A 26,536-nucleotide genomic window follows, 5' to 3' on the forward strand; every position below is an offset into this window, starting at 1 on the left:
CTACTCTCCCTTCAGATATGCCTTGAGCCGCCGTTCTACCTGCAAACCATTTTCACCATGGGCAATCGCAATGAGCCCCTCCAGCGTCATCTCCTGGAAAAGCGCAGAATGGTAATGGAAAGCCCTTAATCTATTGGCAACAGGCAGATAAATCAGGTTGGCAAACCCCACTCCATAAATGGTTGCAACAAAGGCTACCGCAATTCCCGCGCCCAGTGCTGCAGGGTCTTCGAGATGGAACATCGCCTGGATAAGCCCCATCACGGCGCCAATGATCCCGATGGTGGGACTATAACCCCCCATGGATTCAAATACCCTGGCAGCATGCTCATTACGCTCTTGCTCGATGTCGATGTCGGCCTCCAGCAACATGCGGATATCTTCTGCCGACACACCATCAACAATCATGTTCAACCCTTGGCGGGTAAATTCATCTTCCTCTTGCTCCGCCTGATCTTCCAAAGCCAGCAGCCCTTGTTGCCGGGCAAACACAGCCCAGGATTGTAAACGCTCAGCCTGAAGCATCAGCTCCTGACGTGGGGGAACAAAAATCCAGAGTGCTTGCCTGAGCGCAAGCAAGATATATCTGACGGGGGTTTGCAGAGTAACGGCACCAAAGGTGCCGCCCAATACGATCAGAAAAGCGGGGCCATCAACCAGAGTGAGCAGGGAACCGCCATGCCACAATTGGGCAATGGCAATGGCTCCCAAAGCCAGGAGCAGGCCAAACAAGCCCATGATCAGCGCCCCAACTCAACCAGAATACGCTGTGCCACTTTGTCCAAAGGAAGTGATTCACTGGCAATACCGGCCTTGGCAACCGCTTGAGGCATCCCATATACCACACAAGATGCTTCATCCTGAGCCCAGATAGTAGAGCCTTGCTCTTTCAGCAACTTGGCTCCATCTCGGCCATCAGCCCCCATGCCCGTCAAGACTATTGCAAGCACCTTGTCAGCATAGGTTTTAGCTGCAGAGGCAAAGGTAATGTCAACACAAGGCTTGTAGTTAACTTTATCATTACCATCGATTATCCGGATACGAGCACCAACGCCACGCCCTTCAAGCAACATCTGTTTGCCACCTGGCGCCAGATAGGCATGACCGGGTTTGAGCACGTCACCATCCTCAGCTTCCTTGACACCGATCTGGCACAAACCATTGAGACGAGCCGCAAATGCTGCAGTAAAGGTTGCCGGCATATGCTGGATCAGCAAAATCGGGTGAGGGAAATCACCTGGCAGCTTGGTCAACACATTTTGCAATGCAACCGGTCCCCCAGTGGAGGTACCAATAGCAACCAATTGATAAGTTTTACCACTACGCTTGAATACCGGAGCAGGTGTTATGCGCGGTGTTTCTGGCACACGCTCAGCAGTTCGCGATGCTGCTGAGGAACTCAGTGGCGATCTGGCCATCGGCTCAGGGGCTTTGGGACGAGCAGAGCTCATCAAAAAGCGCTTGCGGGAAATCTCCTTCACCCGCTGCTGCAGCAATCTGACCGCTTCATCCTTGTCTCTGGCGATGTCTTCAAACTTTTTAGGTAAGAAATCGAGGGCCCCGGCATCCAGTGCATCCAGAGTCGCCTTTGCTCCTTCATGGGTCAGAGAGGAGAACATTAAAATAGGTGTTGGACATTTGGCCATAATCTCGCGCACAGCGCTGATGCCGTCGAGCACGGGCATTTCGATGTCCATGGTGATTACATCAGGGCGCAGTGAAATCGCCTTGTCCACGGCCTCACGTCCGTTTTGAGCGGTATCAATCACTGTCAGCATGGGATCCTGACTAATGATTTCACTTACCCGACGGCGGAAGAAACTCGAATCGTCGACAACTAATACCTTGACTGCCATTGTTATTTTTCTAACTCCTTGGGCCTGAGCTATTAATGTCTACGCGCATATGCTTTGAGCAGACTCGGCACATCCAAAATCAGGGCTATTCCACCATCACTGGTAATTGTTGCACCAGCCATACCTGGCGTTCCTTGCAGCAAGCTGTCAAGTGGCTTGATAACCACCTCTTCCTGGCCAATCAGGCTATCAACAACAAAACCAATTTGCTGTGTCCCAATCTGCACAATAACCACATGACCTGTATCTTGACGGGAGCGTTTGTTGGGACCACGCACCAGCCATTTATGCAGATAAAAGAGCGGAATTGCCTTCTCACGAACAATGATGGTGAGCTGACCGTCCACCATATTGGCCTTTTTCAGATCAAGGTGGAAAATCTCATTCACACAGCCAAGTGGCAGAGCAAAAGTTTGCTCTCCCACCTCTACCATCAGGGTCGGCAAAATCGCCAGAGTCAGAGGCACCTTGATTTCAAGACGCGTCCCTTTACCCCATGTGGAATCGATGTGTACTGAGCCATTGAGGCCAACAATGCTGGTTTTCACCACATCCATACCGACACCACGGCCTGATATATCCGAAATCTCTGACTTGGTAGAAAAACCCGGAGCAAAAATCAGGTTGTAGGCATCATTGTCACTCATGCGAGCAGCAGTATCTGCATCCAGCACACCACGGCTGATTGCTATAGACTTGAGTTTTTCTGGATCCATACCTGCACCATCATCTTCGATACAGAGCAGGATATGATCACCTTGCTGAGAAGCACTCAGGGTGATTGTTCCCTGACGTGGTTTGCCCGCTTTTTCACGGATCTCGGGCAACTCAACCCCATGGTCACAGGAGTTACGAACCAAGTGAACAAGGGGGTCAGCCAATGCTTCAACCAGGTTTTTATCAAGATCGGTCTCTTCACCGACCATGACCAATTCGATTTCTTTTTTGAGAGTACGAGCCAAATCACGAACAACGCGCGGGAATCGACCAAAGACCTTCTTGATCGGCTGCATCCGGGTCTTCATGACCGCCCCTTGCAGATCCGCAGTCACAACATCCAGGTTGGCAACAGCCTTTGACATCTCTTCATCATTGCTGGCAATACCAAGACTAACCAAGCGGTTACGCACCAATACCAACTCACCCACCATATTCATGATGACATCGAGCGTCTTGGTATCCACCCGAACAGTAGTATCACTTTGTACGGCACTGTTTTCAGTCGGAGCTGGAGCTGTAGACTTAGCTGCTGCAGGCGCTGCGGGCTTGGATGGCGACTCTGCAGGTTTTGCTGAGGCACTAGTCACGGGCTTGGAAGCAGGAGTAGGCACAGCAGGTTTGGACTGAGCTGGCACCGCGGCAGGTGCGGCAGGTGCGGCAGGTGCGGCAGGTGCGGCAGGTGCGGCAGGTGCCATTGTACTCTGCGGCCCTTGCCCACGACCATGAAGTTCGTCAAGCAAGCGTTCGAACTCATCATCATCGATCAGCTCATCTACTTCCTTCTGCACCGACTTAAGCGGATTAACTTCTGGTGCACCTATATGTTGTCCCTGGCCATGCAGCTGATCTAACAAAGCTTCGAACTCATCATCCGTAATGTCACCGGAATCTGTGGTCACAGATGTTGAAGCCGCTTTGGTTGGGGCTCCGCCAACGCCATGCAGCTCATCCAGTAAACGTTCGAACTCGTCAGCAGAGATCTCGTCAATAGAACCACCGCCATTAACAGCTGCTGGCTCAACGCTCTCTGCTGAAATAACAGCTTCTGGCACTTCAGGCTCAGCAACGAAAACGTCTACTTGAGGGGCCACTGGTTCGGGATCGGCAGCAACATCAGAGGCAGCACTGCTGGTTGCAGTCCTCAGTTGCTCTTCACCCTCAGGCTTGCACAGCTCATGAAGGTCATGTAGAAGATCTTCTGACGCAGGACTTGGCGCTTCACGATTTTGCACTTGGGCAAACATGACGTTGATGGCGTCCAGAGCCTGCAAGATTACATCCATCAATTCTGCAGTCACTGTACGCTTGCCGTTGCGCAAGATATCAAATACGTTCTCAGCACCGTGGCATACGTCAACCAGTTCGCCCAGCGACAAGAACCCAGCCCCGCCTTTCACGGTATGAAAGCCGCGAAAAATCGCGTTCAGCAAGTTCTTGTCATCGGGCCGCTTTTCCAAGTCGACCAGTTGCTCAGACAACTGTTCCAATATTTCGGATGCTTCGACCAGAAAGTCTTGCAGTATGTCTTCATCAACTTCGAAGGCCATGCGTCACTCCATTAGAATCCCAAGCTAGACAGCAGATCGTCCACATCATCCTGACCATTGACCACATCGGCGCGGGCCTCGGGGTTCATGATGGGGCCTTCAGCTTCAATCCCGTTGACAGGAAGGCTGCGAGTTGAATGCTCTGCAGAAGCCTCACCAAACATAGTCAGCATTTCTATTAATTTTGTTTCTACTTCCTGCACAAGTTTGATGACCTTGCGGATCATCTGCCCGGTCAGATCCTGAAAATCTTGCGCCATCAGGATCTCTGTCAGCAGTTGCCGTAATTTATCGGCATCAGACTCTGAAGCCTTAATAAAATCATCGAGTTGGTGACATAGCGATTTGAATTGCCCAACATTCATGTCGCGGGACATCAAGGCATTCCAGTTAGGCATAACCAGCTGGATATTGTCATTAAGACGATCTGCAATCGGCAGACTGGCTTCTACCGCATCCATGGTGCGGTTCGCAGCCTTGTCAGTCATATCGATAACGTAGCTAAGGCGTTCCCGAGCATCAGGGATATCATGCGTAGCCAGATCGGGAATCCGCGGATCAAGGCGAAATTCTTGTAGTGAATTATGCAGTTGTCTTGTCAGCTGACCGACCTTGTCAAACAGATCGGAGGCATTGGGGGCACATACTTCGGCAAGCAGATCATCGGCCAGTTCAAATTCACCTTGCTCAAGATGAGCAACAAGCATCCTTGCCTGGTCGAGCGAAATCATTGCTCTCGTTTTGGCCATCATCCCTGCAGCTCCTTAGCCGATTCGTTCAAAAATCTTGTCCAGTTTTTCTTTGAGCGTCGCTGCAGTGAAAGGCTTGACGATGTAGCCATTAACGCCAGCCTGTGCGGCCTCAATGATCTGTTCGCGTTTGGCTTCAGCTGTCACCATCAATACCGGAAGATGTTTGAGTTTGTCATCAACCCGAATGGCCTTGAGCAGGTCAATACCTTGCATGCCGGGCATGTTCCAGTCAGTTACTACAAACTGGAAATCACCATTTTTCAGCATCGGCAATGCTGTATTGCCATCATCCGCCTCGTGGGTGTTGTTGAATCCCAAGTCGCGCAGCAAGTTCTTGATAATCCGGCGCATCGTTGAAAAGTCATCAACAATGAGGATTTTCATGTTCTTGTCCAAAATTCCCTCCTAAATAGCCGCCTCGGCGGCTCACTTACATGATGCTAAAAACGGGTTGTGTCGTGCGGATTATGCCTTAGAGTTTAGTCTCAGTGTAGCCAGTACAAACACTTATAGATGCCAATCTCGCAAACGAGCACGTAATCTGTGCATTGCCTGACTGTGAATCTGACTCACCCGTGACTCACTGACATTCAAAACCTCGCCGATTTCGCGCAAATTCAGCTCTTCATCGTAGTAAAGAGAGAGAACCAGGGCTTCCCTCTCTGGTAAGCGACCAATTTGCTCGGCTAATGCAATCTGAAATCGTTCTGCTGCCAAATCATCGAAACCTGACCCGGAGGGTGCGTCATCAGGATGACCAATCACATCCTCACTGACCCCCAGATCCTCGATCCCGATAATTTTTCCGCAAGAAACATCCTGCAGCATGACATGATAGTCAGCAATCGAGACCCCCATCTGAGCCGCGACTTCCGTATCACGCGCATCTCGACCATTGGCTTGTTCAACATTTTCGATGGCTTCAGATATTGCACGGCTGTTGCGATGCACGGAACGAGGCACCCAGTCACCACGCCTAATTTCATCAAGCATGGCACCACGAATGCGGATCCCTGCGTAAGTCTCGAAACTGGCCCCCTTGCTGCCGTCAAAGTTACGAGAGGCTTCCAGCAGCCCAATCATACCTGCCTGGATCAGGTCATCCAGCAAGACACTGCTGGGCAGACGAGCCAGCAGATGCTGGGCTATTCGCTTGACCAGCGGAGCATGTCGCTCCACCAGCACATAGGAATCCTGATGACGCAAGTACGCTTGGGCTTTATTCACGGGAACCTTCCTGTGTTGTGGCCGGCTTTTGCAGCAAATTCTCCAGGAAAAACTCCAGATGACCACCTGGCTGATTGGGAACTGGCCAGCTTGCCGCCTTGTTGGCCAGCGCACGGAACGCCAGCGCAGCAGGAGATTTGGGGAATGCTTCGACAATCAGCTTCTGTTTGCGCACTGATGCCCGCAAATTGGTGTCGTAAGGCACGCAGGCTACCAGCTCAAGAGAAGTATCCAGGAAACGATCCGTTACCCGAGTCAGCTTGGCAAAGAGCTCCTGGCCCTCACGCAGGCTGCGTACCATATTGGCAACCACCTTGAAGCGGAACACCCCGTGCTCCTTGGAGAGGATCTTGATGAGAGCGTATGCATCGGTAATGGAAGTCGGCTCATCGCACACCACAACCATGATGTCTTGCGCAGCACGGGTGAAGCTCAGCACCATGTCGGAGATACCGGCGGCGGTATCTACAAGCAAAATATCGACCTGAGTCTTCATTTCGCTAAAAGCTCGGATAAGCTCGGCATGCTGTACGGGCGAGAGCTCGACCATCGACTGGGTACCGGAAGTTGCCGGCACTATCATCATGCCATACGGCCCCTCGACAATGATGTCGTCGATAGTGCATTCACCGGCCAGTACGTGGGATAGGTTGCGGTGTACCCGCAGCCCCAGCATGACATCCACGTTTGCCAGACCGAGGTCAGCATCCAGTACCATCACCCGTTTGCCCTGCGCAGCCATGGCACCTGCCACGTTCAGAGTGACGTTGGTCTTGCCAACGCCCCCCTTGCCTCCGGAAACGGCGATTACTTTAACTCGATTGTTTTGACGCATTTTGCGCAGACCACTCGCCTGATCCATATACATGTTACTCATAAAACTCCGAATCTTCGGCCTCGCCAAAGCCTGCACCCCAGAAATAGGGCTCTTCTGTTTCTCGCTCCAGCGACCCCATGGCGGCTCCAACGAGCTGCGCCGCATTGGCAACCTGAATATCTTCCGGAACCCTTTGTCCGTCAGTGATATAGCTGATGGGCAATGAATTCTGGATACACACGTTAATCACTTCGCCCAGATTCAGACTTTCATCCAATTTGGTAAGTATGCAGCCGCTAAGCGGAATACGCCGGAAATGGTCGACCGCCTCCTGCATCACCCGACGTTGGGAGGTTGCCGACATCACCAGATAACTGCGGATCCGTACTTTGGCATTCTTGACCAAGGTATCGAGCTGCTCGGTCAAGCGAATATCCCGCTGACCGACCCCTGCCGTATCGATCAATACCAACCGACGATGGCGGAACTGATAAAGTGCACTGGCCAGTTCCTCGGCATCGCGCACCTGACGAACCGGACATCCCATGATGCGACCATAAGTCTGCAACTGCTCATGGGCCCCGATCCGGTAATTGTCAGTGGTGATCAGCGCCACCTGCTCGGCACCATATTTCATGGCAAAGCGTGCTGCCAGTTTGGCAATGGTGGTGGTCTTGCCAACCCCAGTCGGACCGAGCAGGGCTACAGCCCCGCCCTGCCGCAAAATTTCATCTTCGCTGATCTTGAGTTGAGCTGTAAGCACTTCAGCCAGTTGAGCCATTCCCTGATGGATCGACATATCTTCCGGGATCATGCCTGCCAGCTGATCGGCAAAAGCATCGTCAAACCCCATCTTCTTGAGCTCTTTGATGAGCAGCGCACGCATCGGCTCCCGGCGCTCCACTTCCTGCCACATCAGACCGGAGATCTGATGCTCCAGCAGCTTGCGGATGCTGGCCATCTCCTTGCGCATCCCCTCCATCTCCTGATCTCGTTGATTGGACTGAGGGGCACGAGGAGAAGTTGATGTGGCACGAGCCCGAGGTTTGGCTGGTTCGGGAGCGGCCCCCCACTGTCCCTGTTCGGCAAGGGTTTTCGGCGCAGAAGTCGTGGCAGCTATTGCGGCTGGCTGAGCCCCCCCCATCCCAGCACCATTGCCCGGTTGGAGTTTTTGCTGGCGAGCAAGCAAGGCTGCCAGCGTATCGGCATAGTGTTCGTTCTGGCTGGGTGCTGGTTCAGGGCGCCCCATCTGCCGCGCGGCAGACGAAATATTGACGCTCTCATCGTTCAGCTGACGGCGAACCGGCGTATCTCTCGGCCCCGGAACCTGGGATTGATAGTCAACAGCGGCGACTATCTCGACCCCTCCGGTCACCTTCTTGTTGGACATGATGACGGCATCCGGCCCGAGAGTCTCCTTGACCTCGGCCAGAGCCGTTCGCATGTCCTTGGCAAAAAACCGCTTAATCTTCACCCGTCATCTCCGCTAACTAGTTCTGTCCGACTGCACTGACGATACGAATCTGCTTGTCATCAGGCACTTCCTGATACGACAGAACGCGCAATCCTGGAATGGCATTCTTCACAAATTTGGCCAGGGTATTGCGCAAGATCCCCGATGTCAGCAGCACGGCTGGTTGACCTTCCAACTCTTGCCGTTGTGTAGCCTCTACCAGTGAGCGCTGCATCCGCTCCGCCAGGCCCGGCTCAATACCGGCACCATCACCACCACCCGCCTGCAAAGATTGATGCAATATACGTTCCAGTTCTGGTGCCAAGGTAATAACCGGTAGCTCGGGATCCGGGCCGGCAATCTCCTGCACGATCAGACGGCGCAGAGCAATCCGGCAGGCGGCAGTCAGCACTTCGGGATCCGGGCTACGGGGTGCATACTCGACCAAGGTCTGCAGGATAGTGCGCATGTCACGAATTGGCACGCCTTCATTGAGCAAATTCTGCAATACCTTCACAAGGTTACCCATGCTGATAACTTCAGGCACCAATCCTTCAACCAGTTTACTCTGGTGCTTACCGATCATGTCGAGCAGCTGTTGCACTTCATCGTGACCGAGCAGCAGTGAGGCATGGTTGGTTAGGATCTGGCTAAGGTGGGTGGCAACCACAGTCGCCGTATCCACCACCGTATAGCCCAGTGTTTGAGCATGAGAGACCTGCTCCTTGGCAACCCAGACGGCTTCCAGCCCAAAGGCTGGGTCCCGTGCAGCAATCCCCTGCACCTGACCAAAGACCTGACCCGGATTAATGGCCATTTCCTTATCATGGTAAACATTGGCCTCGCCGGTACTGACCCCCATCAAGGTGATGCGATATTGGTTGGGAGCCAGCTCCAGGTTGTCACGAATGTGCACGGCAGGGATAAGAAAACCCAGCTCTTGGGAGAGTTTCTTGCGTACCCCTTTAATCCGGTTGAGCAACTCGCCTCCCTGGCTGCGATCCACCAGCGGAATGAGCTGATAGCCCACCTCCAGACCGATGATATCGACTGGCATCACGTCGTCCCAGCTCAGCTCTTTCTGCTCGTGAGCAGGTTGGTCGGCACTTGCCGGCATCAACTCCCCTTTGGCTACCTTGGCTGCAAGCAGTTTCTCGCGGCGCAGCAACCACCAGGCTCCGACCGCAGCTACGCCACCCAGACTCAGAAATGCCACATGTGGCATACCGGGCACACTGCCCATCATCAACAAGATACCGGCAGAAATGACTAACGCCTTGGGATTATCGAACAGCTGTCCCAATACCGCAGTACCCATATCCTGATCGGTATTTTGCCGGGTGACTATGATGGCGGCTGCGATAGAGAGCAGCAGGGAGGGGATCTGGGCAACCAAGCCATCACCGATAGCCAGCAAGGTGTAAATCTGAGCCGATTCGCTGAAGGTGAGCTGGTGTTGGGCCATGCCGATGATGAAGCCCCCCAGTATGTTGATAAAGAGGATCATGATGCCCGCAATCGCATCCCCTTTAACAAATTTGGACGCGCCGTCCATGGAACCGTAGAAATCGGCCTCCTGAGTCACATCCTGGCGGCGCTTTTTGGCCTCTTCCTGATTGATTAGGCCGGCGTTCAAATCGGCGTCGATGGCCATCTGCTTGCCAGGCATCGCATCAAGAGTAAAGCGGGCGCTCACCTCGGAGATGCGCCCTGCACCCTTGGTGACCACCACAAAGTTGATGATCATCAGGATCATGAAAACGATTATGCCGACCGCGTAGTTACCGCCGATCACTACGTTACCGAAGGCCTCAATTACATGTCCCGCAGCAGCGCTGCCGTTGTGGCCTTCCAGCAAAACAACTCGGGTAGAAGCAACGTTAAGCGCCAGACGAAGCAGAGTCGCGATAAGCAGTACGGTAGGAAAAGCGGCAAATTCGAGAGGGCGGCGGGTGTAGACGGCAACCAGCAGCACCACGATGGAGAGCGCGATGTTGAAGGAGAAGAGGATATCCAGCATCAGAGGCGGAATGGGCAGAACCACCATTCCCATAGACGCCAGTACCAGCAGCGGGGTACCGACCCCTTTGCCAAGCAGCCATCTGTACTCTTTTAACCGGCCCAATGTTGCCTTGAATTCCATCGCTTTTCTCGATCTTTACTCGCTGGTTCCAGATTAAAGCAAACATCAAGCCAAGAATTCAATTTATTGATTTTTAATCATTTTATTTTGACTGTGTCAGAACTTTGTCATTTGCGATATTCAGGCGGAATAGGAAGATCTTTAGCCAGCGGCTGCGGGCGACGTCCATGTCCACGGCGGAACTTCTTGAGCTGGAACACATAGGCCAGCACCTGGGCCACGGCAGCAAATAGCCCTTCCGGTATTTCTCTACCCAGCTCGGTGGAGTGATAGATGGCGCGGGTCAACTCGGGAGAGGGCATGATGGGAATATTGTATTCACGGGCGATCTCCCTGATCTTCATCGCCACCTCGTCAGTCCCCTTGGCGATAACCTTGGGTGCGGCACCAGGCTTGCCCGCCTCATATTTGAGGGCAACAGAGTAATGGGTCGGGTTGGTGATAACCACATCCGCCTTGGGCACTTCCCCCATCATCCGGCGCGCAGCCATCTCCATTTGTAGACGACGGATCCGCCCTTTGACCTCTGGCTTACCTTCGCTATCCCTGAATTCGTCTTTTATCTCCTGCTTAGTCATCTTGAGCTGACGCATGTGATTCCACTGCTGGAACGGCACGTCTATGGCCACAATAGGGATAAGGGCACAACAGAGGATGATCAGCATCCAGAGAAAGAGTTCTAGCGCATCAATGATGCCACCGGGGTATCCCTCCATCGAGAGATTGAGCAGATGGTTAAACTGGCTGGAAAGCATCCACCATGCAAACAGGGAAATAAACACAACCTTGGCAATCGACTTGACCAGCTCGACCAACGATTGCACCCCGAACATCCGCTTCAACCCGTTGAGCGGGCTCAGCTTGCTGAACTTGGGCATCATGGCTTCGGTGGAGAAGTTCATCCCCCCCATCAGGGTATTGCCGATAAAAGCGGCAATGGTAACCAGCGCAAAAAGCAGACCCAGCGGAAGGATCAATTCCCCAAGCAGCGCTGGAACCATGGCGATCATGGCGTTGGGGTCGAAGGCCTGCTCCCTGTCCAGAGTAAAACCGGTCGTCAACACTTTGATCATGGCACTGGCGAGCGACCCCTTGAGCATCAGCAGCCCGAACACGGCTGAAAGCAAGACACTGGCGGTACCCAGCTCCTTTGAACGCGCAATCTGCCCTTTTTCACGGGCTTGTTGCAGTCGTTTGCCCGTGGGTTGTTCGGTACGTTCCTGATCGGTATCAGCCATGGGCGCCCCCCAAACACTGGGTGTCAATCAGCTCGCAGCTGACCTCCTGCACCCGCTCCCACAGACTATCAAAATGGCCGAGAAAACCACCGATAGTGAGCCAGAGGATGAGCAGACCCGACATCATGCTGACGGCAAAACCGATACTGAAAATATTGAGCTGAGGAGCAGCCCGGGTCATCACGCCAAAAGCGAAGTTGATAAGCAGCAGCGCCACTATGGCAGAGAGCGACATAACCAGCGCAGCCTGATACATAACCCCCAGGAATTTGCTCAAGGTTTGCATGGAGGAAACCGAAAGACCGCTATCGGAGACGGGGAGTGTCTCAAAGCTGAGGATGACCAGTCGCAGCATCACCAAATGACCATCGAGCGCCAGAAAAACCAGCGTCGCCAGCATCAGATAAAACTGGCCGACTACAGGTGTAGCCTGACCATTCATGGGGTCAACCAAGGTGGCAAAACCCAGACTGGTCTGCATGGCGATTACCTGACCCGCCATTACGAAGCTCTCCATCAGAAACTGGGTCATCAGTCCCAGCGCAATGCCTATAAGCAACTGCTGGGCCAATACCAGAAAACTGCCGACGGAAAAAAGCTCGATGGGTGGCATCTTGGGTAAAAGAGGCGCAATCAGAAAGGTAATGGCAAGGGCCAAGCCAATCCGGATCCGGGCCGGGGCAAGGCGGCTGCCAAATACCGCCATCACCATCAGCAGGCTACTCACCCGAGCCAGTGGCCAGAGGATGGAAGACAACCACTCCATGATAAGAGCGGTTGTGTAGGTCATCCCACCACCTCGGGGATCTGGCTCACCATTAGCTGAAAGAAGTCCATCAAACTCTGCAAGCCCCAGTGAGCACCAACCCCCAAAGCTAAAAGCGTCACAATCAGACGAGGCAGAAAGCTCAAGGTCTGTTCGTTGATGGAAGTGGCCGCCTGAAAAATAGCTACCAGCAAGCCAACGAAGAGGCTGGGCAGTATCACGGCACAGACCATGATTGTGACTAACCAGAGCGCCTCGCGAAATACGTCGACAAAGGTTTCAGGGCTCATACTGCCTGCTCCTTCGGCCCGGCTTAGCCGGTACCCAGTCCGAAACTGTTGGCCAGAGAACCCAGAATCAGGTTCCAGCCATCCACCATGACAAACAGCATCAGCTTGAATGGCAGTGAAACGATCATCGGCGAGAGCATCATCATCCCCATCGCCATCAAGATACTCGCCACCACCAGGTCGATAACCAGAAACGGCAGAAACAGCATGAAGCCAATCTGAAAGGCAGTTTTCAGCTCACTAGTCACAAAAGCCGGGATCAACACCCGCAGCGGCACATCGGCAGGTTTCTCCACCTGTACGTTGGCGATCTCCATAAAGGTATTGAGATCCTTGATGCGAGTTTGCGCCAGCATGAATTGATGGATAGGTAATTCGGCCCGCTCCAGTGCCTCTTTAGCCTGAATGGTCTCTGCCAGATAGGGCTGCAACGCTTCATTGTTGATGCGGTCTAGTACTGGCGACATGATGAAAAACGACATGAAGAGAGCAATGCCGATCAGCACCTGGTTGGAGGGGCTCTGCTGTAGCCCGATCGCCTGCCGCAAAATTCCCAGCACAATGATGATGCGGGTAAACGACGTCATCATGATCACCATGGAGGGCAAAAACGAGAGCGCCGTCATCAACGCCAGTACTTGCAGGGTCAGGCTGTACTCCTGACTACCATCAGCCATGGTTTTGACGGTCACAGCCGACATGGCATCCTGTGCCACGGCCAGCGAGGAGAATAGCAGCGGGGTCAGCAGGCTGGTCGACAGCCAGATCCAGTTAGCTTTTTTCATGCTTGCCCATCAATTTGCCAAGCTGCTGGGAGAAAACCTGAGGCTGATTTTCATCGAGCGGCTCTTCCAGGCGATAGAGGAAGTTGACCTGCTGTGGCGTGACCCCGACCAGCAACTGCTGTTCACCTACTTTGACCACCAGCAACTTCTCTTTGTAGCCCACCGGCAGGCTGGCGATCACCCTCATCTGGCCGCCTCCCATGGCGGTGGCAATCTTGCTCTTCTTGAGCAGAAAACCCAGAACCAGAATAAGACCGATCACCATCAGGCTGGAGAGCAACCAAGAGCTCAGGCTGGGGGCATTGACTGCCGCCCCGACATCAGCAAGTGCCGGCAAGGGCAGCAGTAGTAACAGCAGCATTCGCATCATTTGAGTTTCTTGATCCGCTCAATCTGGCTGATGACATCGGTCAGACGGATACCGAACTTGTCGTTTACCACTACAACCTCGCCGTGGGCGATCAGGGTGCCGTTGACCAGCACATCCAGCGGCTCACCGGCCACCCGATCCAGCTCCACGACGGAACCCTGGTTCAGTTGCAGCAGATTGCGGATGCTGATCTGGCTGCGGCCCACTTCCATGGCGATGGTGACAGGAATATCCAGAATGGTATCGAGCTTGCGGCGCTCCTCGGCACTGATAGGAGCGTCATCTTTCAACTCTTCCAGCGGGGCTGGCTTGGCTTCCGCCGTCACCTGCTCTTCCAGGGCGGCAGCCCATGCGTCCGCCATCAGATCCTCTTCCTCAGTTCCGCTCATCTTGCTTCCTTATCGCTACTTCATGACCGTTTATCGCAATAAACCGTCGATTATCTCTGTTGATCCTCGATGCTGCGCTCCAGCTCTTCCAGCTCGGCCTCGCCATCGATACGTACACCGCCCCGGGTCACCAGATGCATCTCGGTCTTGACCCCTTCCGGGCGCTTGAGTTTGTCGGTGATTTTGAGGGCGACATTATCCTTGGTGCGCCCCATCTTGGCGTGGAAAGTCGGCAGATCTTCCACGAAAACCAGCAGATTTTCAGGCATCTCGACCGGGATGATATCGCCAGGTTGCAGCTCCATCAGCTCGCGCAGGGTGAGCTCGGTCTCCAGCAGTTTGGCCCGCAGCTCGACCTTGACGTCCATGATCTCATCGCGCAGCGCCTTGCTCCAGCGCACATCGGTATCACCCTTGTCACTCTGTACACCGGCATCCAGCAGTTCGCGAATGGGCTCCAGCATGGAGTAAGGCATGGCCACATGGAAGTCACCACCACCACCATCCAGTTCGATGTGGAACGAGCTGACCACGATCACTTCAGTCGGGCTGACAATGTTAGCCATTGCCGGGTTCACTTCGGAGTCGAGATACTCGAAGCCCACATCCATCACCGGAGCCCAGGCATCCTTGTAATCTTCAAACACCAGCTTGAGCAGCATCTGGATGATGCGTCGCTCGGTGGGGGTAAATTCACGCCCTTCAATTTTGGCGTGGTAGCGACCGTCGCCACCAAAAAAGTTCTCCACCAGGATGAAGACCAGCCGAGCCTCCATGGTGATTAGCGCAGTCCCTTTCAAAGGGCGGAAACGCACCATGTTGAGACTGGTTGGCACAAACAGGGTATGAACATACTCGCCAAACTTGAGCATCTGTACGCCGTTGATGGATACCTCGGCAGTACGGCGCATCATGTTGAACAGACTGATCCGCATGTGGCGGGCAAAACGCTCGTTCACCAGCTCCAGTGTCGGCATGCGGCCACGGACGATGCGGTCCTGGGAGGAGAAGTCAAACTGGGCTACGCCGGGATCCCCCGCCGAGCCTATCTCCTCCTCTTCGACATCATCGACACCGTGCAAGAGGGCATCAATTTCGTCCTGACTTAACAGATCGCTCACGCTTCACCTACTGCATTACAAAGCCGGTAAACAGCACTTGTTCGATAACGGGGGAAGAGACCAGATCCTTGAGCACCCGGCGACACTCTTCCAGTGAATCCTTGCGCAGCTTCTCCTTGCCTTCGAAGGTCATCAGCTGTTCGGCCGTTGCTGCGCTGAACACCCGCAGCAAGGTGCCTTCAATCAGGGGGATATTCTGCTTGGCCAGCGTCTCATCGGCGGTGCCGCGCACCTGCAGCTGGATTTTGATCTGCACCAGACGATCTCGCTGCACGCCAGCTACGTTGAAGACAAAGGGACGCGGCATCGATACATAAAGTGAAGGCTGGGGCGCCTCCTCCTTGGGTTTGGCCTCTTTCCCCTCGGCAGCTTCGGCGGCCGGTTTCTCCGAGCCGGAGAGCATCAGAAAGGCGCCAGCACCGCCACCACCCAGCAGGATAACGGCAAGGGCGATGATAATGATCAGCTTCTTTTTCTTGCCCGCGGCCGGGTCTTTCAGGGTTAATTCGTTATCGTCTGCCATCCCTTGTCCACCCTCATATCAAACTTGTTCGATATCATAAACTTACTCGGGATTGCATCAAGCATAGAAATCAATTCCGGAACCGTTTGTCGATTCCACCAGCACATTGAGGGTAGATGTAGTCACATCTCCCGTCTCCTGCCCTCTGCCGGAGCCTGACTGACCACCACTCTGTCCTTGCTGACCCTGACCGCCAGAGGTTGCCTGACCTTGCTGTTGCTGCTGTTGTGACTGATGCTGCACCTGGGTTTGACCAAGCTGGATCCCCTGCCCCGCCAGCATGTCGCGCAGACGCGGCATCGCCTGCTCCAGCATCTCACGAGTCTGTCCATGTTGTACCACGAAATGGACGCTGGCCTGACTGGAAGCATCGATCTGGATCTGGATTTTCATCTTGCCAAGGCCGATGGGGTCGAGCTGGATCTCAGCCTGCTGCAGCTTGTCCGCCAGCATCAGGTTGACCTTCTGGTGCAACTCGGCAGGGGCTTCCTGGCCAGCCAGCTTGAGGTGAGGCAAATTCTGCGGCTCGCGGCGCTGTGCGCCCTCGGCGGCTGACGGGGTACGGTTTTCGGCAACCTGCACCTGCGGCTGGCTGTTCTGGCTATGTTGCACCGACTGACTCTGGCTGCTTTCGCTAGCCGCCTCGGTCACCACCACACTTTGGTTGGCACTATCCACTTTGGGTTTTACATCGAGTTGGGCTGATTTGCGAAGCGGAGTCGCTCCAGCCGCCTCCATCTGCTGAATGCCTGCGGAGATAGTCGACAAGGGGGCCTGTGGCCCTTGCGATTCAACCTGCGCCAACACCTGCTGTGGCGCAGCCATCACGGGTTCCGCGCTGGCAGGAGCAGGTGCCTGAGCGCTCTGGGTCGTGACAGAGACGGGAGCACTTGCAGCCCCTTCGCGAGCACTCTGGGCTGTCGACGCCGGATTGCTATCTGCCGTTGTCTGCTGCCCGGCGCTCTTGCCATCCCCTTGTGCGCCACCTTGTGACCCATTCTGAGCCGTACCATCGGCTTGCTTGAGCCCTTCGTGGAAGGTCTTGAGCGCCTCGCTCTGCCCCTGAGCCGGGGTCGTCTGTGCAGCTTGTCCCTTGTTCAGCAGCACAGCACTATCCATTTCACTGTCGGGCCCGAGTTGCGAACCAGAAGCCGTCTCAGGCTTGCTAACCGGGACAGACTCGCCAGTTGGCATCAGTTTGGCCAACTGGGCAACACGTTCGGCTCCGGAGAGAGGTTTATCCCCCTTGGCGGCAGGTACTGGTTCCCCCTGCCCCTTGAGTTCAGTTTCTCCCTTAAGTGTGCTGGCGCTCTGCCCTTCACCGGTCTTCTCAACTACCTCTTCTTCAACTACAACCTGAGAGGATTCACTATTCTGAGCGGTGGACACAGCTTGTGCGGACGCCGCAGCAAGCTTCTCCAGCATGGTTCCAGCGGCTACCGAGGACGGCAGCGCCGGCTTGTCAGTCGCGCTCGGTTTGACATCATCACCAGCCTCAAGCTCATGCTGCTCACCTTCTTGCGGCAACAGATTGCCGTCAGCAGGAGCCGCGGCAACAACGGCAGGCGTTACCAAAGAGGTGTCGAGTTTGAGGGAGTCTTGCAGACGCAGCAGAAAATCGTTGGGAGGCAGCTCGTCCCCCTTCTTCTCGCCATCTTCTTTGATGCTGCTATCGCTTTCTGTCGCCAAAGATTTGGCTGATCGGTCGCTGCTGCCGGATTTGTTGACGGCACTCTCTGCTGCTCCCTTCTCTGCGGACCCTTTATCTGCTGGCCCCTTATCCTTGCTCTGCGCCTTTGCAATCAGAGAGGCGAAGTCCCCCTTGCTGTCGAGGGCTCCGGCGCTATCCATATTTGCAGTTTCGGGTGTACCGTTCAGGGCGGCTTTGTCCAACCCGTTCGTCTGAGCCGAAGGCGCTTGTGTCAACACTGTCTGCATCATGATGGAGTCCCTGAATTATGGAGGTTCCCTGCGGGATGACCTCCGGCCATGTTCAGTTCAAAGCAAGTTACAGGCCAGATTGATGGAAGCGCCGCAAGATAGCGTACTCATCCAGCATCTTCTGCTCCTGACGCTGGGCCTTCTGCTGTTCGCGGCTTGCCTGTTTTTCCAGCAGCAACTCCACCGCCTTGCGCCGCTGCTGAGCTGCCAGCCACTCTTCGCGGCGCTGCTCCAACGCCTGCCGCACCTGCAACACCCCTTCGTACTGCTGGGTTGCCGCCTGCTCGAGCTTGTTGATAAAGGCGTGATACTGGGCGTTCTGCTGCGGAGAGATCCCCTGCAAGCCACGATCGGTCCACTGCTGGTGATAGATCTGGCGATACTGGTTGAGGGCATTCTGCTGCTCCATGAACAGCTTGAGATCCTGCTGGGCCTTCGCCAGCGCGAGCGCACACTGCTGCTCCGCCTCCACCAGCCGTTCCGACAACAATATCAACCCTTTACTCATGGATCTGCTCCAGCATCCAGCGACTCATCAACGCATCAGTGGCATCGCCACCATCTGCAAGGCCTGCAGGCCATCGTCATAAGGGATAACCTCGCGCATCCCCTGCTGCAAGAACTGGTCCAGATAGGGTTTCTGGATGATGGCACGGTCGATACGGGGATCAGAGCCCTGGCTGTAGGCACCGATGGTGATTAGGTCCCGGTTCTGCTGATAGAGGGAGTAGAACTGCTTGAGGGTACGCGCCAGATCCATGTGTTCCGGCGAAGTCACCATGGGCATGACCCGGCTGATGGACTTCTCGATGTCGATGGCGGGATAGTGGCCCGCATCAGCCAGCTCGCGTGACAGCACGATGTGGCCATCGAGGATCGCCCGCGCAGCGTCGGCGATGGGATCCTGCAGATCGTCCCCCTCGGTCAGTACGGTGAAAAAAGCTGTGATGGATCCCTGCCCATCGCTGCCGTTACCGGCCCGCTCAACCAGCGCCGGCAATTTGGCAAACACCGAGGGCGGATAACCCTTGGTAGCCGGCGGCTCGCCCACGGCCAGCGCAATCTCGCGCTGTGCCTGGGCATAACGAGTAAGAGAGTCCATCAAGAGCAGCACGTTGAGCCCCTGATCGCGGAAATACTCGGCGATGGCCAGCGCGGTTTCGCACCCCTTGAGACGCATCAGCGGTGAAGCATCGGCGGGAGCTGCCACCACCACGGAGCGGGCACGCCCCTCCTCGCCCAGGATATCCTCGATGAACTCCTTCACCTCGCGGCCCCGTTCGCCGATAAGCCCTACCACGACCACATCGGCTACCGAGCCGCGGGTCATCATGCCGAGCAGCACGGATTTACCAACGCCGGAGCCGGCAAACAGCCCCATCCGCTGGCCCTGACCGACGGTCAGCACCGCATTGATGGCGCGCACCCCGACATCCATCGGCTGATGAATGGGGCGACGCGCAAGCGGATTGATACGGTGCTGGGCAAACTGCACCGTCTGGGAGGAGAGAAGGGGGCCGAGGCCATCCAGCGGCTGACCGATACCGTCGATCACCCGACCGAGAAGATTCATGCCGACCGGAATACCGTGTTCTTCGGTGATGGGCACCACCCGGGCACCGGGAATGACCCCTTTGAGCTGCTCGCTCGGCATCAGATAGAGGCGATCGCCAGAGAAGCCGACCACTTCAGCCTCCAGCGTCCCATCAAGGGTATCGATACGGCAGAGCGCGCCGATGGCGGCACGGCAACCGATGGCTTCGAGGGTCAACCCCACCACCCGGGTTAATTTGCCGGCAACCGGTGGTTTGGGGGCGCTATCGCGCACCTTGTACCCTTGCAACCGGTTCAGTAGCGAGCCGCTCATCTGGCCTCCTGATCTAGAAAACAGTCAACCGGACAGCAGTGTCCGGCGTTGATTACGGGTGCGGATCCGGCGAGGAGTTATTGGGTGTCGCGTTGTCTCGCAAGAAGTTGCGCAGCAGCTGATCAATGCGTCCGGAAAGGGTCAGGTCGATACTGGAGAGCTCGGTCGCCAGTTGCAGATCGCCGGGAGAGAGGGTGGGATCGCTCTGCAGCCGCCACTGGCGCTTGACACACTCCTCGGCACCGAACGCCTGCTCGACCCGGGCAATATCGTCGGGATGCAGCATCAGCGTCACCCCCTGTTCGGCGGCAGGCAGCAGGGCAATTCCCTGCTTGAGCGCCTCCAGCAAAATACGAGGAGAGGTTTCGGCCTCATGGCGAATGAGGGCCCGTGCCAGTTGCAACACCAGCGAGAGCAGCTGCTGCTCCACCGCCTGATCCAGCTCGTTGAGAGGATTGGCCAACCGGGCTACCAATGCTTGCCAGTGAGCCATCTCCTGCTCCACCAGCTCGCGCCCCATGGCCAGCCCCTCTTCGCGCCCCTGCTCGAGACCGGCAGAGTGGCCCTGTTGCAACCCTTCCAGCTTGCCCTCTTCCAGCCCCTTGGCAAAACCGGCCTCACGCCCTTCAGCCATCCCCTCTTCCCAGGCAGCCTGGCGAATTGCCTCCAGCTCCTCGGCAGTGATGGAGGGGGTCGGCTCCTGCTCGGGTTCCGGCTCGATGACCTCTTCTTCCTGCTGATACCAGTCGGGGGCCAAGCCGAGAGCATTGGTTTCGACCTCGGCCTCGACCTCCATCTCGGGCCAACCCCAGGTTTCGATCCGGGCATCGTCCCCGTCAGGCCGCACATAGCCACGCAGTTTGTTGTTCATGGATTAGCGCAGCTCCTCGCCACCGCCGGATACAGCCCCGGCACAACCGTAGAGTTTCTGGCCCATGGCTTAGAGGAACTCCTCGCCACCACCGGCACCCAGCATGATCTCGCCGGCATCCGCCAGACGACGGGCAATGGAGAGGATCTCCTTCTGGGCGGCTTCCACTTCTGAAACCCGGATCGGCCCCATGGCCTCCAGATCGTCTGCCAGCATCTCGGCGGCACGCTTGGACATGTTCTTGAAGATCTTCTCGCGCATCTGATCGTCCGAGCCCTTGAGGGCCCGTTGCAGCAGATCCCCCGGCACTTCCCGCAGCATGGTCTGGATGCCGCGATCGTCCACATCGATGAGGTTTTCGAACACGAACATCAAATCCTGGATCTGCTGGCTCATCTCCTCGTCCGACTCGCGGATGGAGTCCATCAGCTGACCTTCGATGTTGGTGTCAAGGTAGTTCATGATGTTGGCTGCAGCCTTCAGGCCGCCCATCTTGGCTGCCTGGGCCCCCGCCGCACCGGCGAACTGTTTCTCCATGATGTCGTTCAGCTCTTGCAGCGCCGCAGGTTGTACCTCTTCCAGGTTGGCGATACGCATCACCAGATCGAGGCGCACCTGCTCGGGGAACTGGCTCAGGATCTCGGCTGACTGCTCCGGCTCCAGATAGGAGAGCACGATGGTCTGGATCTGCGGGTGTTCGTTCTGGATGATGCTGGCCACCTGACGGGCATCCATCCACTTGAGCGAGTCGAGGCCTCGGGCACCGGAACCCAGAATGATCTGATCCACCAGGTTGCTCGCCTTGTCTTCGCCAAGGGCAGCCACCAGCGCTTTGCGCACGAAATCTTCGCTGCCGATACCGATGTTGGTGTACTTCTGGATATCGTCGATGAATTGACGGTGCACCGCCGCCACCCGATCGTGACTGAAGTCGGACATGGAGGCCATCGACATACCGAGCCGCTGCACCTGCTTGGGCTCGAGATGACGGAAGATCTGGGCCGCATCTTCTTCATTGAGGCTCAGCATCAGTACTGCCGCCATCTCCATCCCTGACATCTGCTCCAGAAGCTGGCGCTGACTGTCGGTGATGTCGTTGCCAGTGACCTGGCTCTTATTCTCTTCAGGCATCTTTGGTTACCCACTCTTTAATGACCTGAGCGGCCAGATCCGGCTCGTTCGCCACCAGGGCACGCACGGCCTTGAGCAAATCTTCATCCCGGTGCAGATCAGGCAGCTTGAGCTGACCATCGCGCAATCCGAACACCGGCTCTGCTTCGGCCTGAGCAGCCAGCAGACTCAACTCGTCGTCACCACCCAGCACAGTGTGGTTGTCGAAATCCAATTCGCCTTCCGGCTTGGCATCCGGATAGAGCAACCGCTTGAGCATGGGGCGAACCACGGTCACGATCAAGACGATAATAACCAGCACGGAGGCCGCGATGCGCACCGCACGCCAGAACCAGGGCTCATCATAGACAGGGGTGGCCGCCACGGCTTCAAGCTCGGGACGGTTGAACGGGATGGCAACCACTTCCAGAGTATCGCCACGGGTCACATCAAAACCCAGGCCACCGCTCAACAGACGACGCAGGGTATCGAGCTCAGCCTGGCTGCGCGCCTCGCGAGTCACCTTGCCATCAGCGGCAGTCATCGACTTGTAATCGACCGCCACGGAGACGGTCATGCGGCGGATCCCCCCCATCTGGCGACGGGTATGGCTGACGGTGGTATCCAGCTCGAAGTTGCGGGTGGCCTCTTTGCGTGAACGGCCATTGGCAGCGGAGCTGCTCTCGCCGGCAGTCGCCTGCTCGGGAATAGTGGATGCTGCTGGCGGCTGGTTGCTGAGCGCCCCCGGCACACCGCCATTGCTGCTGCCGGAGCTGTTCTCTTCCAGCGTCATTTCGGAACGCACCGCCGGCAGATCCGGGTTGTAGGTTTTACGGGTCTGCTCCTGCTGGGAGAAGTCGAGGGAGAGATCCACTTCCGCCGTATAGTTGTCAGCCCCCAGTACCGGGATCAGAATGGCGTCAATTTTTTGTTTGTATTCGAGCTCCTGCTTCTGCTGCATCGCAAACTCTTTGCGAGTCTGGGCAGCAAGAGGATCTTGCGAGCCGGAGTTGAGCAGGCGGCCGTTCTGGTCGGTAACGGTGACACGAGTCGGTTCGAGGCCGTGGACTGCCGAGGCGACCATATCGACGATGGAGTCCACCTCGCCCTGACCAAGAGCAGCCCCTTTCAGATTGACGACCACGGTCGCACTGGGTTTACGTTCGTTGCGGGCAAAGACATTGTCTTTCGGGATGGCCAGCAGCACCTGTGCCTTGGCTACATTCTGGAACTGCTCGATAGCGCTGGCCAGCTGGCGCTCGCGGCTCAGCTTGAGGCGCTCCGCCTCCATCCGCTGGCTCACACCGAAGCTGGAGTCTTTCAGCAGGATATCTTCGCCGTCACTGCTGGCGTCGGTCACATTGGCCAGACCGGCACGGGTCAGCGCCAGCTTGATATTGGGGTAGTTCTCGGCACTGACCAGCACGCTCTTGCCATCCACCTCGTAGGGGATCTTCTGCTGATCGAGGAAGTCGAGGGTTTTGACCAGCTCCTGGGTGGTATAGGTGCCGAGGGGACGCATGTCCGGCTCCTTGCCCCAGAGCAGGATAAACACGGCAATGGCCAGACAGATGGCAAGTCCCAGGATCAGGGTGATCTGGCGCAGTACATCGGTATTGGACAGAAAGCCCAGTGCCGAACTCTTCTGCTCATTCTCATCGAGGGCGGCAGTACCCTCATCGTTTAGCAGCAGATCGCCGTTTTGGTCAGTAGCCACGATTTATGTCCTTATTGCTGACATGTTCATGATGCCCGGTCGTCATGATTCGTTGAAATCCTTTATACCGGCATGTTCATGATGGTCTTGTAGGCATCGACCATCTTGTTGCGTACCTGTACCGTGGCCTCGAACGCGATGGAGGATTTCTGCCCGGCAATCATCACTTCGGCCAGATCCACTGACTTGTCACCCATATCGAAGCGGGTGCGCAGATCGTTGGCGGCGCCTTGCAATTCGTTGACGTTGCCCAATGCCTGTTGCAGCAGCAGGCCAAAGTCGGAGCTGACCTGACGGCCCGGCTGTGCCAGCGGGGTTGCACCGGCCTCTACCTTGAGTGCCTGCATCTCTTGCATCAGGCTGCTTGCACTAATTTCCATTTTTCCATCCCCAGACAAATCATTGACGCTGACAGGCAACAAGCAATTATGATGCCAAACAACAGATCCAAGTCTGGACAAGGGTTGCAGCGAGGGGAAAGCACTGCAACCCGATGAAGGGATAACGCCATAGCGAAGAGAAGGTGAACCCTTTCTGAGGCGACCTTATTGGGTCAGATCCTTGTCGATCCAGTATTTGGATCCGGAGATATTGGCATCGAGCAGCAGCCCCTTCTCGCCAATCTGATAGATGGCCATGCCACCGTTATATTTGGCGGTCAGTTCGGCGCTCTCCTTGCCGGCCACCACGCCCACTTCGGAGGTGGCCTCCCAACCCTGGGTCACAAAGGCATCGAATCTGGCCTTGTCTTCAAACAGGATCACCTGCTGATAAAACTTGCCACCGATCCCGGCTGCAAGACCCGCACCAAACATCTTCATATAGGTGTGTTTGCCGGTTTTCCGATTAACAGCCACACCGGCCCCCTGATTGGTGTGAAGCATCAGGGAGAACTTGCGCGAGTCGAAGACGGCGTAACCATAAGCCTTGTCAAACAATAACTTGGCTGAGGGCTGTTCATTGAAGAGATGTATCAGCGCAGTATCAGACATGGTGTTGAGCGCAATCCTTGCCTCTTGTGCCGTCTTGGGGTTGACCATTTCCGTGAGTTTTTTGTCGGCGACAACCAACCACTCTTTACCGGTCGCTATGCTCTTGTCAGTCCAGACACCGGCGGTATTGAACGCCTCCTCACCCCAGGTCGAAATAGAGGCCCAGCTCTTCTTGGAGAAATCGCTGACATCCTGCCACACCTCCTTGCCGGTTTCGCTCAACGCACTTCCGAGATCGGATGCCGCAGCCTTGAGCTTTGCCCAGTCGGCATAACAGGGGGAGATGGCCAGACTCACGGCCAGACCCAGCAACCACTTGTGATTCTTCATCCTTTTGCTCCCATATGCTTCGGCTTCATGGCATTCACCTATCCGCGCGGGTCAGGGCAAACACCTGGATAATCTTGCGCATTATCGGGATGGGCTCCGCCATAAGCAATCTTCGAGTCCATGCCCATAAGTGAGATAAGTGCCAAACCGACATAAAAAAGGCTGCCCACCAAAGGTGGGCAGCCTTGATAATCAACAAGTCAAACCGCTTATTCGACCATCATCACCTTGCAGGTGTTGGTACTGCCGACGGTCTCCATCTTGTCACCGTGGGTCAGCAACACCATGTCACCGCTCTGCAGCAGACCTTTGGCTTTCAGGACATCCAGCGCATCGCGGCACACTTCATAGACCGGCTTGGTCTCGTCGCCGTCAAACAGCACAGGGGTGACGCCGCGGTAGAGGTTGGTCCAGGCCAGGGTCTTGTTGTGCGGAGACATGGCGAAGATCGGCAAACCTGAGCTGATACGGGACATCAGCAGCGGGGTGGTACCGGATTCGGTCAGCGCCACAATCGCCTTGACCCCTTCAAGATGGTTGGCCGCATACATGGTCGACATGGCTACCGCTTCTTCGACAGAAGTGAAGGTGTAGTTCATGCGGTGGTTGGATACGTTCAGGCTCGGATGCTTCTCGGCACCGACACAGACACTGGCCATGGAGGTCACGGTCTCGATGGGGAACTGACCGGCAGCGGTCTCGGCAGAGAGCATCACGGCATCGGTACCATCCAGCACGGCGTTGGCCACGTCCATCACTTCGGCACGGGTCGGCAGCGGCGCATTGATCATCGACTCCATCATCTGGGTCGCGGTGATCACCACCCGATTCAGACGACGGGAGAAGCGGATCAGCTTCTTCTGTACGCCAACCAGCTCGGGGTCACCGATTTCGACACCCAGATCGCCACGGGCAACCATGACGGCGTCGGAGCCGAGGATGATGTCTTCCATCGCTTCGTCAGTGGCGACAGTCTCGGCGCGCTCAACCTTGGCCACGATCTTGGCGTTGGAGCCGGCTTCGCGGGCCAGCTCGCGGGCGTAGCGCAGGTCATCACCGCAACGGGGGAAGGAGACCGCCAGATAGTCCACGTTCATACGGGCGGCAGTCTTGATATCTTCCTTGTCCTTCTCGGTCAGCGCTGGCGCGGAGAGACCGCCCCCTTTCTTGTTGATGCCCTTGTTATTGGAGAGCGGGCCAGCCACGGTGACAGTGGTCAGAATACGGGTGCCTTCGACGCTCTCTACTTTCAGCTGCACACGGCCATCATCCAGCAACAGGATATCGCCCGGCACGACATCGTTTGGCAGGCTCTTGTAGTCGATACCAACCTGCTCCTGACAACCTTCCCCTTTGCCAAGGGCCGCATCCAGCACGAATTTGTCACCGATAGCCAGATAGATCTTGCCGTCTTTAAAAGTGGAAACGCGGATTTTCGGCCCCTGCAGGTCACCCATGATGGCAACGTGACGGCCCAGCTTGGCAGCAATTTCACGCACCTGATTGGCGCGCAGGATGTGATCTTCAGGAGTGCCGTGAGAGAAGTTCATCCGCACCATGTCGGCACCGGCGCGGATGATCCCTTCGAGGATCCCTTCGCGGTCGGTAGCAGGACCGAGTGTGGTTACAATCTTTGTACGTCTAGGCATGAAAGACTCCGATATGAAGTTGATACGAGTTGAGATTCTGCCCCATCAAGCCAATGGCTCGA

26 protein-coding genes are annotated in these 26,536 nt (G+C 55.9%); all 26 read right to left on the reverse strand.

Translation table 11 applies throughout. The features are described 5' to 3' along the window. The 26 genes from I6L40_RS17100 to pyk all read right to left on the reverse strand — a co-directional run bounded on the left by I6L40_RS17100 (nucleotide 1) and on the right by pyk (nucleotide 26,474). Nucleotides 1–738: a flagellar motor protein gene (locus I6L40_RS17100; protein WP_071910777.1), complete on the reverse strand. Its 738-nt coding sequence runs from the start codon at nucleotides 736–738 to the stop codon at nucleotides 1–3. Nucleotides 739–740: 2 nt separating this feature from the next. Next, complete coding sequence (locus tag I6L40_RS17105; RefSeq protein WP_071910775.1) at nucleotides 741–1,856, reverse strand: chemotaxis response regulator protein-glutamate methylesterase; 1,116 nt, start codon at nucleotides 1,854–1,856, stop codon at nucleotides 741–743. A gap of 32 nt (nucleotides 1,857–1,888) precedes the next feature. Continuing rightward, nucleotides 1,889–4,123 (reverse strand): chemotaxis protein CheA, encoded by a 2,235-nt coding sequence (locus I6L40_RS17110; protein WP_216994629.1) that lies wholly within the window; start codon nucleotides 4,121–4,123, stop codon nucleotides 1,889–1,891. Between the two features lie 11 nt (nucleotides 4,124–4,134). Next, on the reverse strand, nucleotides 4,135–4,875 hold the full coding sequence (locus I6L40_RS17115; protein ID WP_033114448.1) for a protein phosphatase CheZ: 741 nt from the start codon (nucleotides 4,873–4,875) through the stop codon (nucleotides 4,135–4,137). A 12-nt stretch (nucleotides 4,876–4,887) separates the two neighbouring features. Continuing rightward, complete coding sequence (gene cheY / locus I6L40_RS17120; RefSeq protein ID WP_010634617.1) at nucleotides 4,888–5,271, reverse strand: chemotaxis response regulator CheY; 384 nt, start codon at nucleotides 5,269–5,271, stop codon at nucleotides 4,888–4,890. 111 nt (nucleotides 5,272–5,382) lie between these two features. After that, entirely contained in the window at nucleotides 5,383–6,102 is a 720-nt protein-coding gene (locus tag I6L40_RS17125; protein WP_041208910.1) for an RNA polymerase sigma factor FliA, read from the reverse strand. Then, nucleotides 6,095–6,970, reverse strand: coding sequence for a MinD/ParA family protein (locus tag I6L40_RS17130; RefSeq protein WP_033114450.1), 876 nt, complete (start codon nucleotides 6,968–6,970; stop codon nucleotides 6,095–6,097). The genes I6L40_RS17125 and I6L40_RS17130 overlap by 8 nt, the downstream gene beginning before the upstream one ends. 1 nt (nucleotide 6,971) lies before the next feature. Continuing rightward, on the reverse strand, nucleotides 6,972–8,393 hold the full coding sequence (gene flhF, locus I6L40_RS17135) for a flagellar biosynthesis protein FlhF (protein WP_071910771.1): 1,422 nt from the start codon (nucleotides 8,391–8,393) through the stop codon (nucleotides 6,972–6,974). Nucleotides 8,394–8,409: 16 nt separating this feature from the next. Next, on the reverse strand, nucleotides 8,410–10,515 hold the full coding sequence (gene flhA, locus I6L40_RS17140; RefSeq protein WP_071910769.1) for a flagellar biosynthesis protein FlhA: 2,106 nt from the start codon (nucleotides 10,513–10,515) through the stop codon (nucleotides 8,410–8,412). 107 nt (nucleotides 10,516–10,622) lie between these two features. Continuing rightward, nucleotides 10,623–11,753, reverse strand: coding sequence for a flagellar biosynthesis protein FlhB (flhB, locus tag I6L40_RS17145; RefSeq protein ID WP_071910766.1), 1,131 nt, complete (start codon nucleotides 11,751–11,753; stop codon nucleotides 10,623–10,625). Then, nucleotides 11,746–12,543 (reverse strand): flagellar biosynthetic protein FliR, encoded by a 798-nt coding sequence (gene fliR, locus I6L40_RS17150; RefSeq protein WP_041208914.1) that lies wholly within the window; start codon nucleotides 12,541–12,543, stop codon nucleotides 11,746–11,748. The genes flhB and fliR overlap by 8 nt, the downstream gene beginning before the upstream one ends. After that, entirely contained in the window at nucleotides 12,540–12,809 is a 270-nt protein-coding gene (gene fliQ, locus I6L40_RS17155) for a flagellar biosynthesis protein FliQ (RefSeq protein ID WP_041208915.1), read from the reverse strand. Before fliQ ends, fliR begins: the two co-directional genes overlap by 4 nt. A gap of 23 nt (nucleotides 12,810–12,832) precedes the next feature. After that, nucleotides 12,833–13,594, reverse strand: a complete 762-nt coding sequence (gene fliP / locus I6L40_RS17160) for a flagellar type III secretion system pore protein FliP (protein ID WP_071910763.1) — start codon at nucleotides 13,592–13,594, stop codon at nucleotides 12,833–12,835. Beyond that, nucleotides 13,581–13,964, reverse strand: coding sequence for a flagellar biosynthetic protein FliO (fliO, locus tag I6L40_RS17165; protein WP_043849985.1), 384 nt, complete (start codon nucleotides 13,962–13,964; stop codon nucleotides 13,581–13,583). The genes fliP and fliO overlap by 14 nt, the downstream gene beginning before the upstream one ends. After that, the gene (gene fliN, locus I6L40_RS17170) at nucleotides 13,961–14,353 is read right to left on the reverse strand and encodes a flagellar motor switch protein FliN (RefSeq protein WP_005298791.1); all 393 of its coding nucleotides are present in this window, start codon (nucleotides 14,351–14,353) and stop codon (nucleotides 13,961–13,963) included. The genes fliO and fliN overlap by 4 nt, the downstream gene beginning before the upstream one ends. 50 nt (nucleotides 14,354–14,403) lie before the next feature. Continuing rightward, a complete protein-coding gene (gene fliM / locus I6L40_RS17175; RefSeq protein ID WP_041208918.1) occupies nucleotides 14,404–15,474 on the reverse strand; it encodes a flagellar motor switch protein FliM in 1,071 nt (356 codons plus the stop codon). Between the two features lie 7 nt (nucleotides 15,475–15,481). Beyond that, complete coding sequence (fliL, locus tag I6L40_RS17180; RefSeq protein WP_041208919.1) at nucleotides 15,482–15,997, reverse strand: flagellar basal body-associated protein FliL; 516 nt, start codon at nucleotides 15,995–15,997, stop codon at nucleotides 15,482–15,484. A 57-nt stretch (nucleotides 15,998–16,054) separates the two neighbouring features. Next, complete coding sequence (locus I6L40_RS17185; protein ID WP_239693792.1) at nucleotides 16,055–17,848, reverse strand: flagellar hook-length control protein FliK; 1,794 nt, start codon at nucleotides 17,846–17,848, stop codon at nucleotides 16,055–16,057. Between the two features lie 157 nt (nucleotides 17,849–18,005). Further along, on the reverse strand, nucleotides 18,006–18,446 hold the full coding sequence (gene fliJ, locus I6L40_RS17190; protein WP_033114462.1) for a flagellar export protein FliJ: 441 nt from the start codon (nucleotides 18,444–18,446) through the stop codon (nucleotides 18,006–18,008). A gap of 27 nt (nucleotides 18,447–18,473) precedes the next feature. Beyond that, a complete protein-coding gene (fliI, locus tag I6L40_RS17195) occupies nucleotides 18,474–19,805 on the reverse strand; it encodes a flagellar protein export ATPase FliI (RefSeq protein ID WP_041208921.1) in 1,332 nt (443 codons plus the stop codon). A gap of 52 nt (nucleotides 19,806–19,857) precedes the next feature. Continuing rightward, nucleotides 19,858–20,676 carry a flagellar assembly protein FliH gene (gene fliH / locus I6L40_RS17200; protein WP_216994630.1) on the reverse strand — a complete coding sequence of 273 codons (819 nt, stop codon included), beginning with the start codon at nucleotides 20,674–20,676 and terminating at the stop codon, nucleotides 19,858–19,860. A gap of 69 nt (nucleotides 20,677–20,745) precedes the next feature. Next, nucleotides 20,746–21,807 (reverse strand): flagellar motor switch protein FliG, encoded by a 1,062-nt coding sequence (gene fliG, locus I6L40_RS17205; RefSeq protein WP_033114465.1) that lies wholly within the window; start codon nucleotides 21,805–21,807, stop codon nucleotides 20,746–20,748. Further along, nucleotides 21,800–23,503 carry a flagellar basal-body MS-ring/collar protein FliF gene (gene fliF / locus I6L40_RS17210; protein WP_042031569.1) on the reverse strand — a complete coding sequence of 568 codons (1,704 nt, stop codon included), beginning with the start codon at nucleotides 23,501–23,503 and terminating at the stop codon, nucleotides 21,800–21,802. The genes fliG and fliF overlap by 8 nt, the downstream gene beginning before the upstream one ends. 62 nt (nucleotides 23,504–23,565) lie before the next feature. After that, nucleotides 23,566–23,883, reverse strand: coding sequence for a flagellar hook-basal body complex protein FliE (gene fliE, locus I6L40_RS17215; RefSeq protein WP_041208924.1), 318 nt, complete (start codon nucleotides 23,881–23,883; stop codon nucleotides 23,566–23,568). A 165-nt stretch (nucleotides 23,884–24,048) separates the two neighbouring features. Beyond that, a complete protein-coding gene (locus I6L40_RS17220) occupies nucleotides 24,049–24,825 on the reverse strand; it encodes a lipoprotein (RefSeq protein ID WP_041208925.1) in 777 nt (258 codons plus the stop codon). 209 nt (nucleotides 24,826–25,034) lie between these two features. Continuing rightward, the gene (gene pyk / locus I6L40_RS17225) at nucleotides 25,035–26,474 is read right to left on the reverse strand and encodes a pyruvate kinase (RefSeq protein ID WP_033114470.1); all 1,440 of its coding nucleotides are present in this window, start codon (nucleotides 26,472–26,474) and stop codon (nucleotides 25,035–25,037) included. Between the last annotated feature and the right edge of the window lie 62 nt (nucleotides 26,475–26,536).

The sequence above is a fragment of the Aeromonas sp. FDAARGOS 1410 genome (genome assembly GCF_019048745.1).
In the GTDB taxonomy this organism is placed as follows: Bacteria; Pseudomonadota; Gammaproteobacteria; order Enterobacterales; family Aeromonadaceae; genus Aeromonas; species Aeromonas jandaei.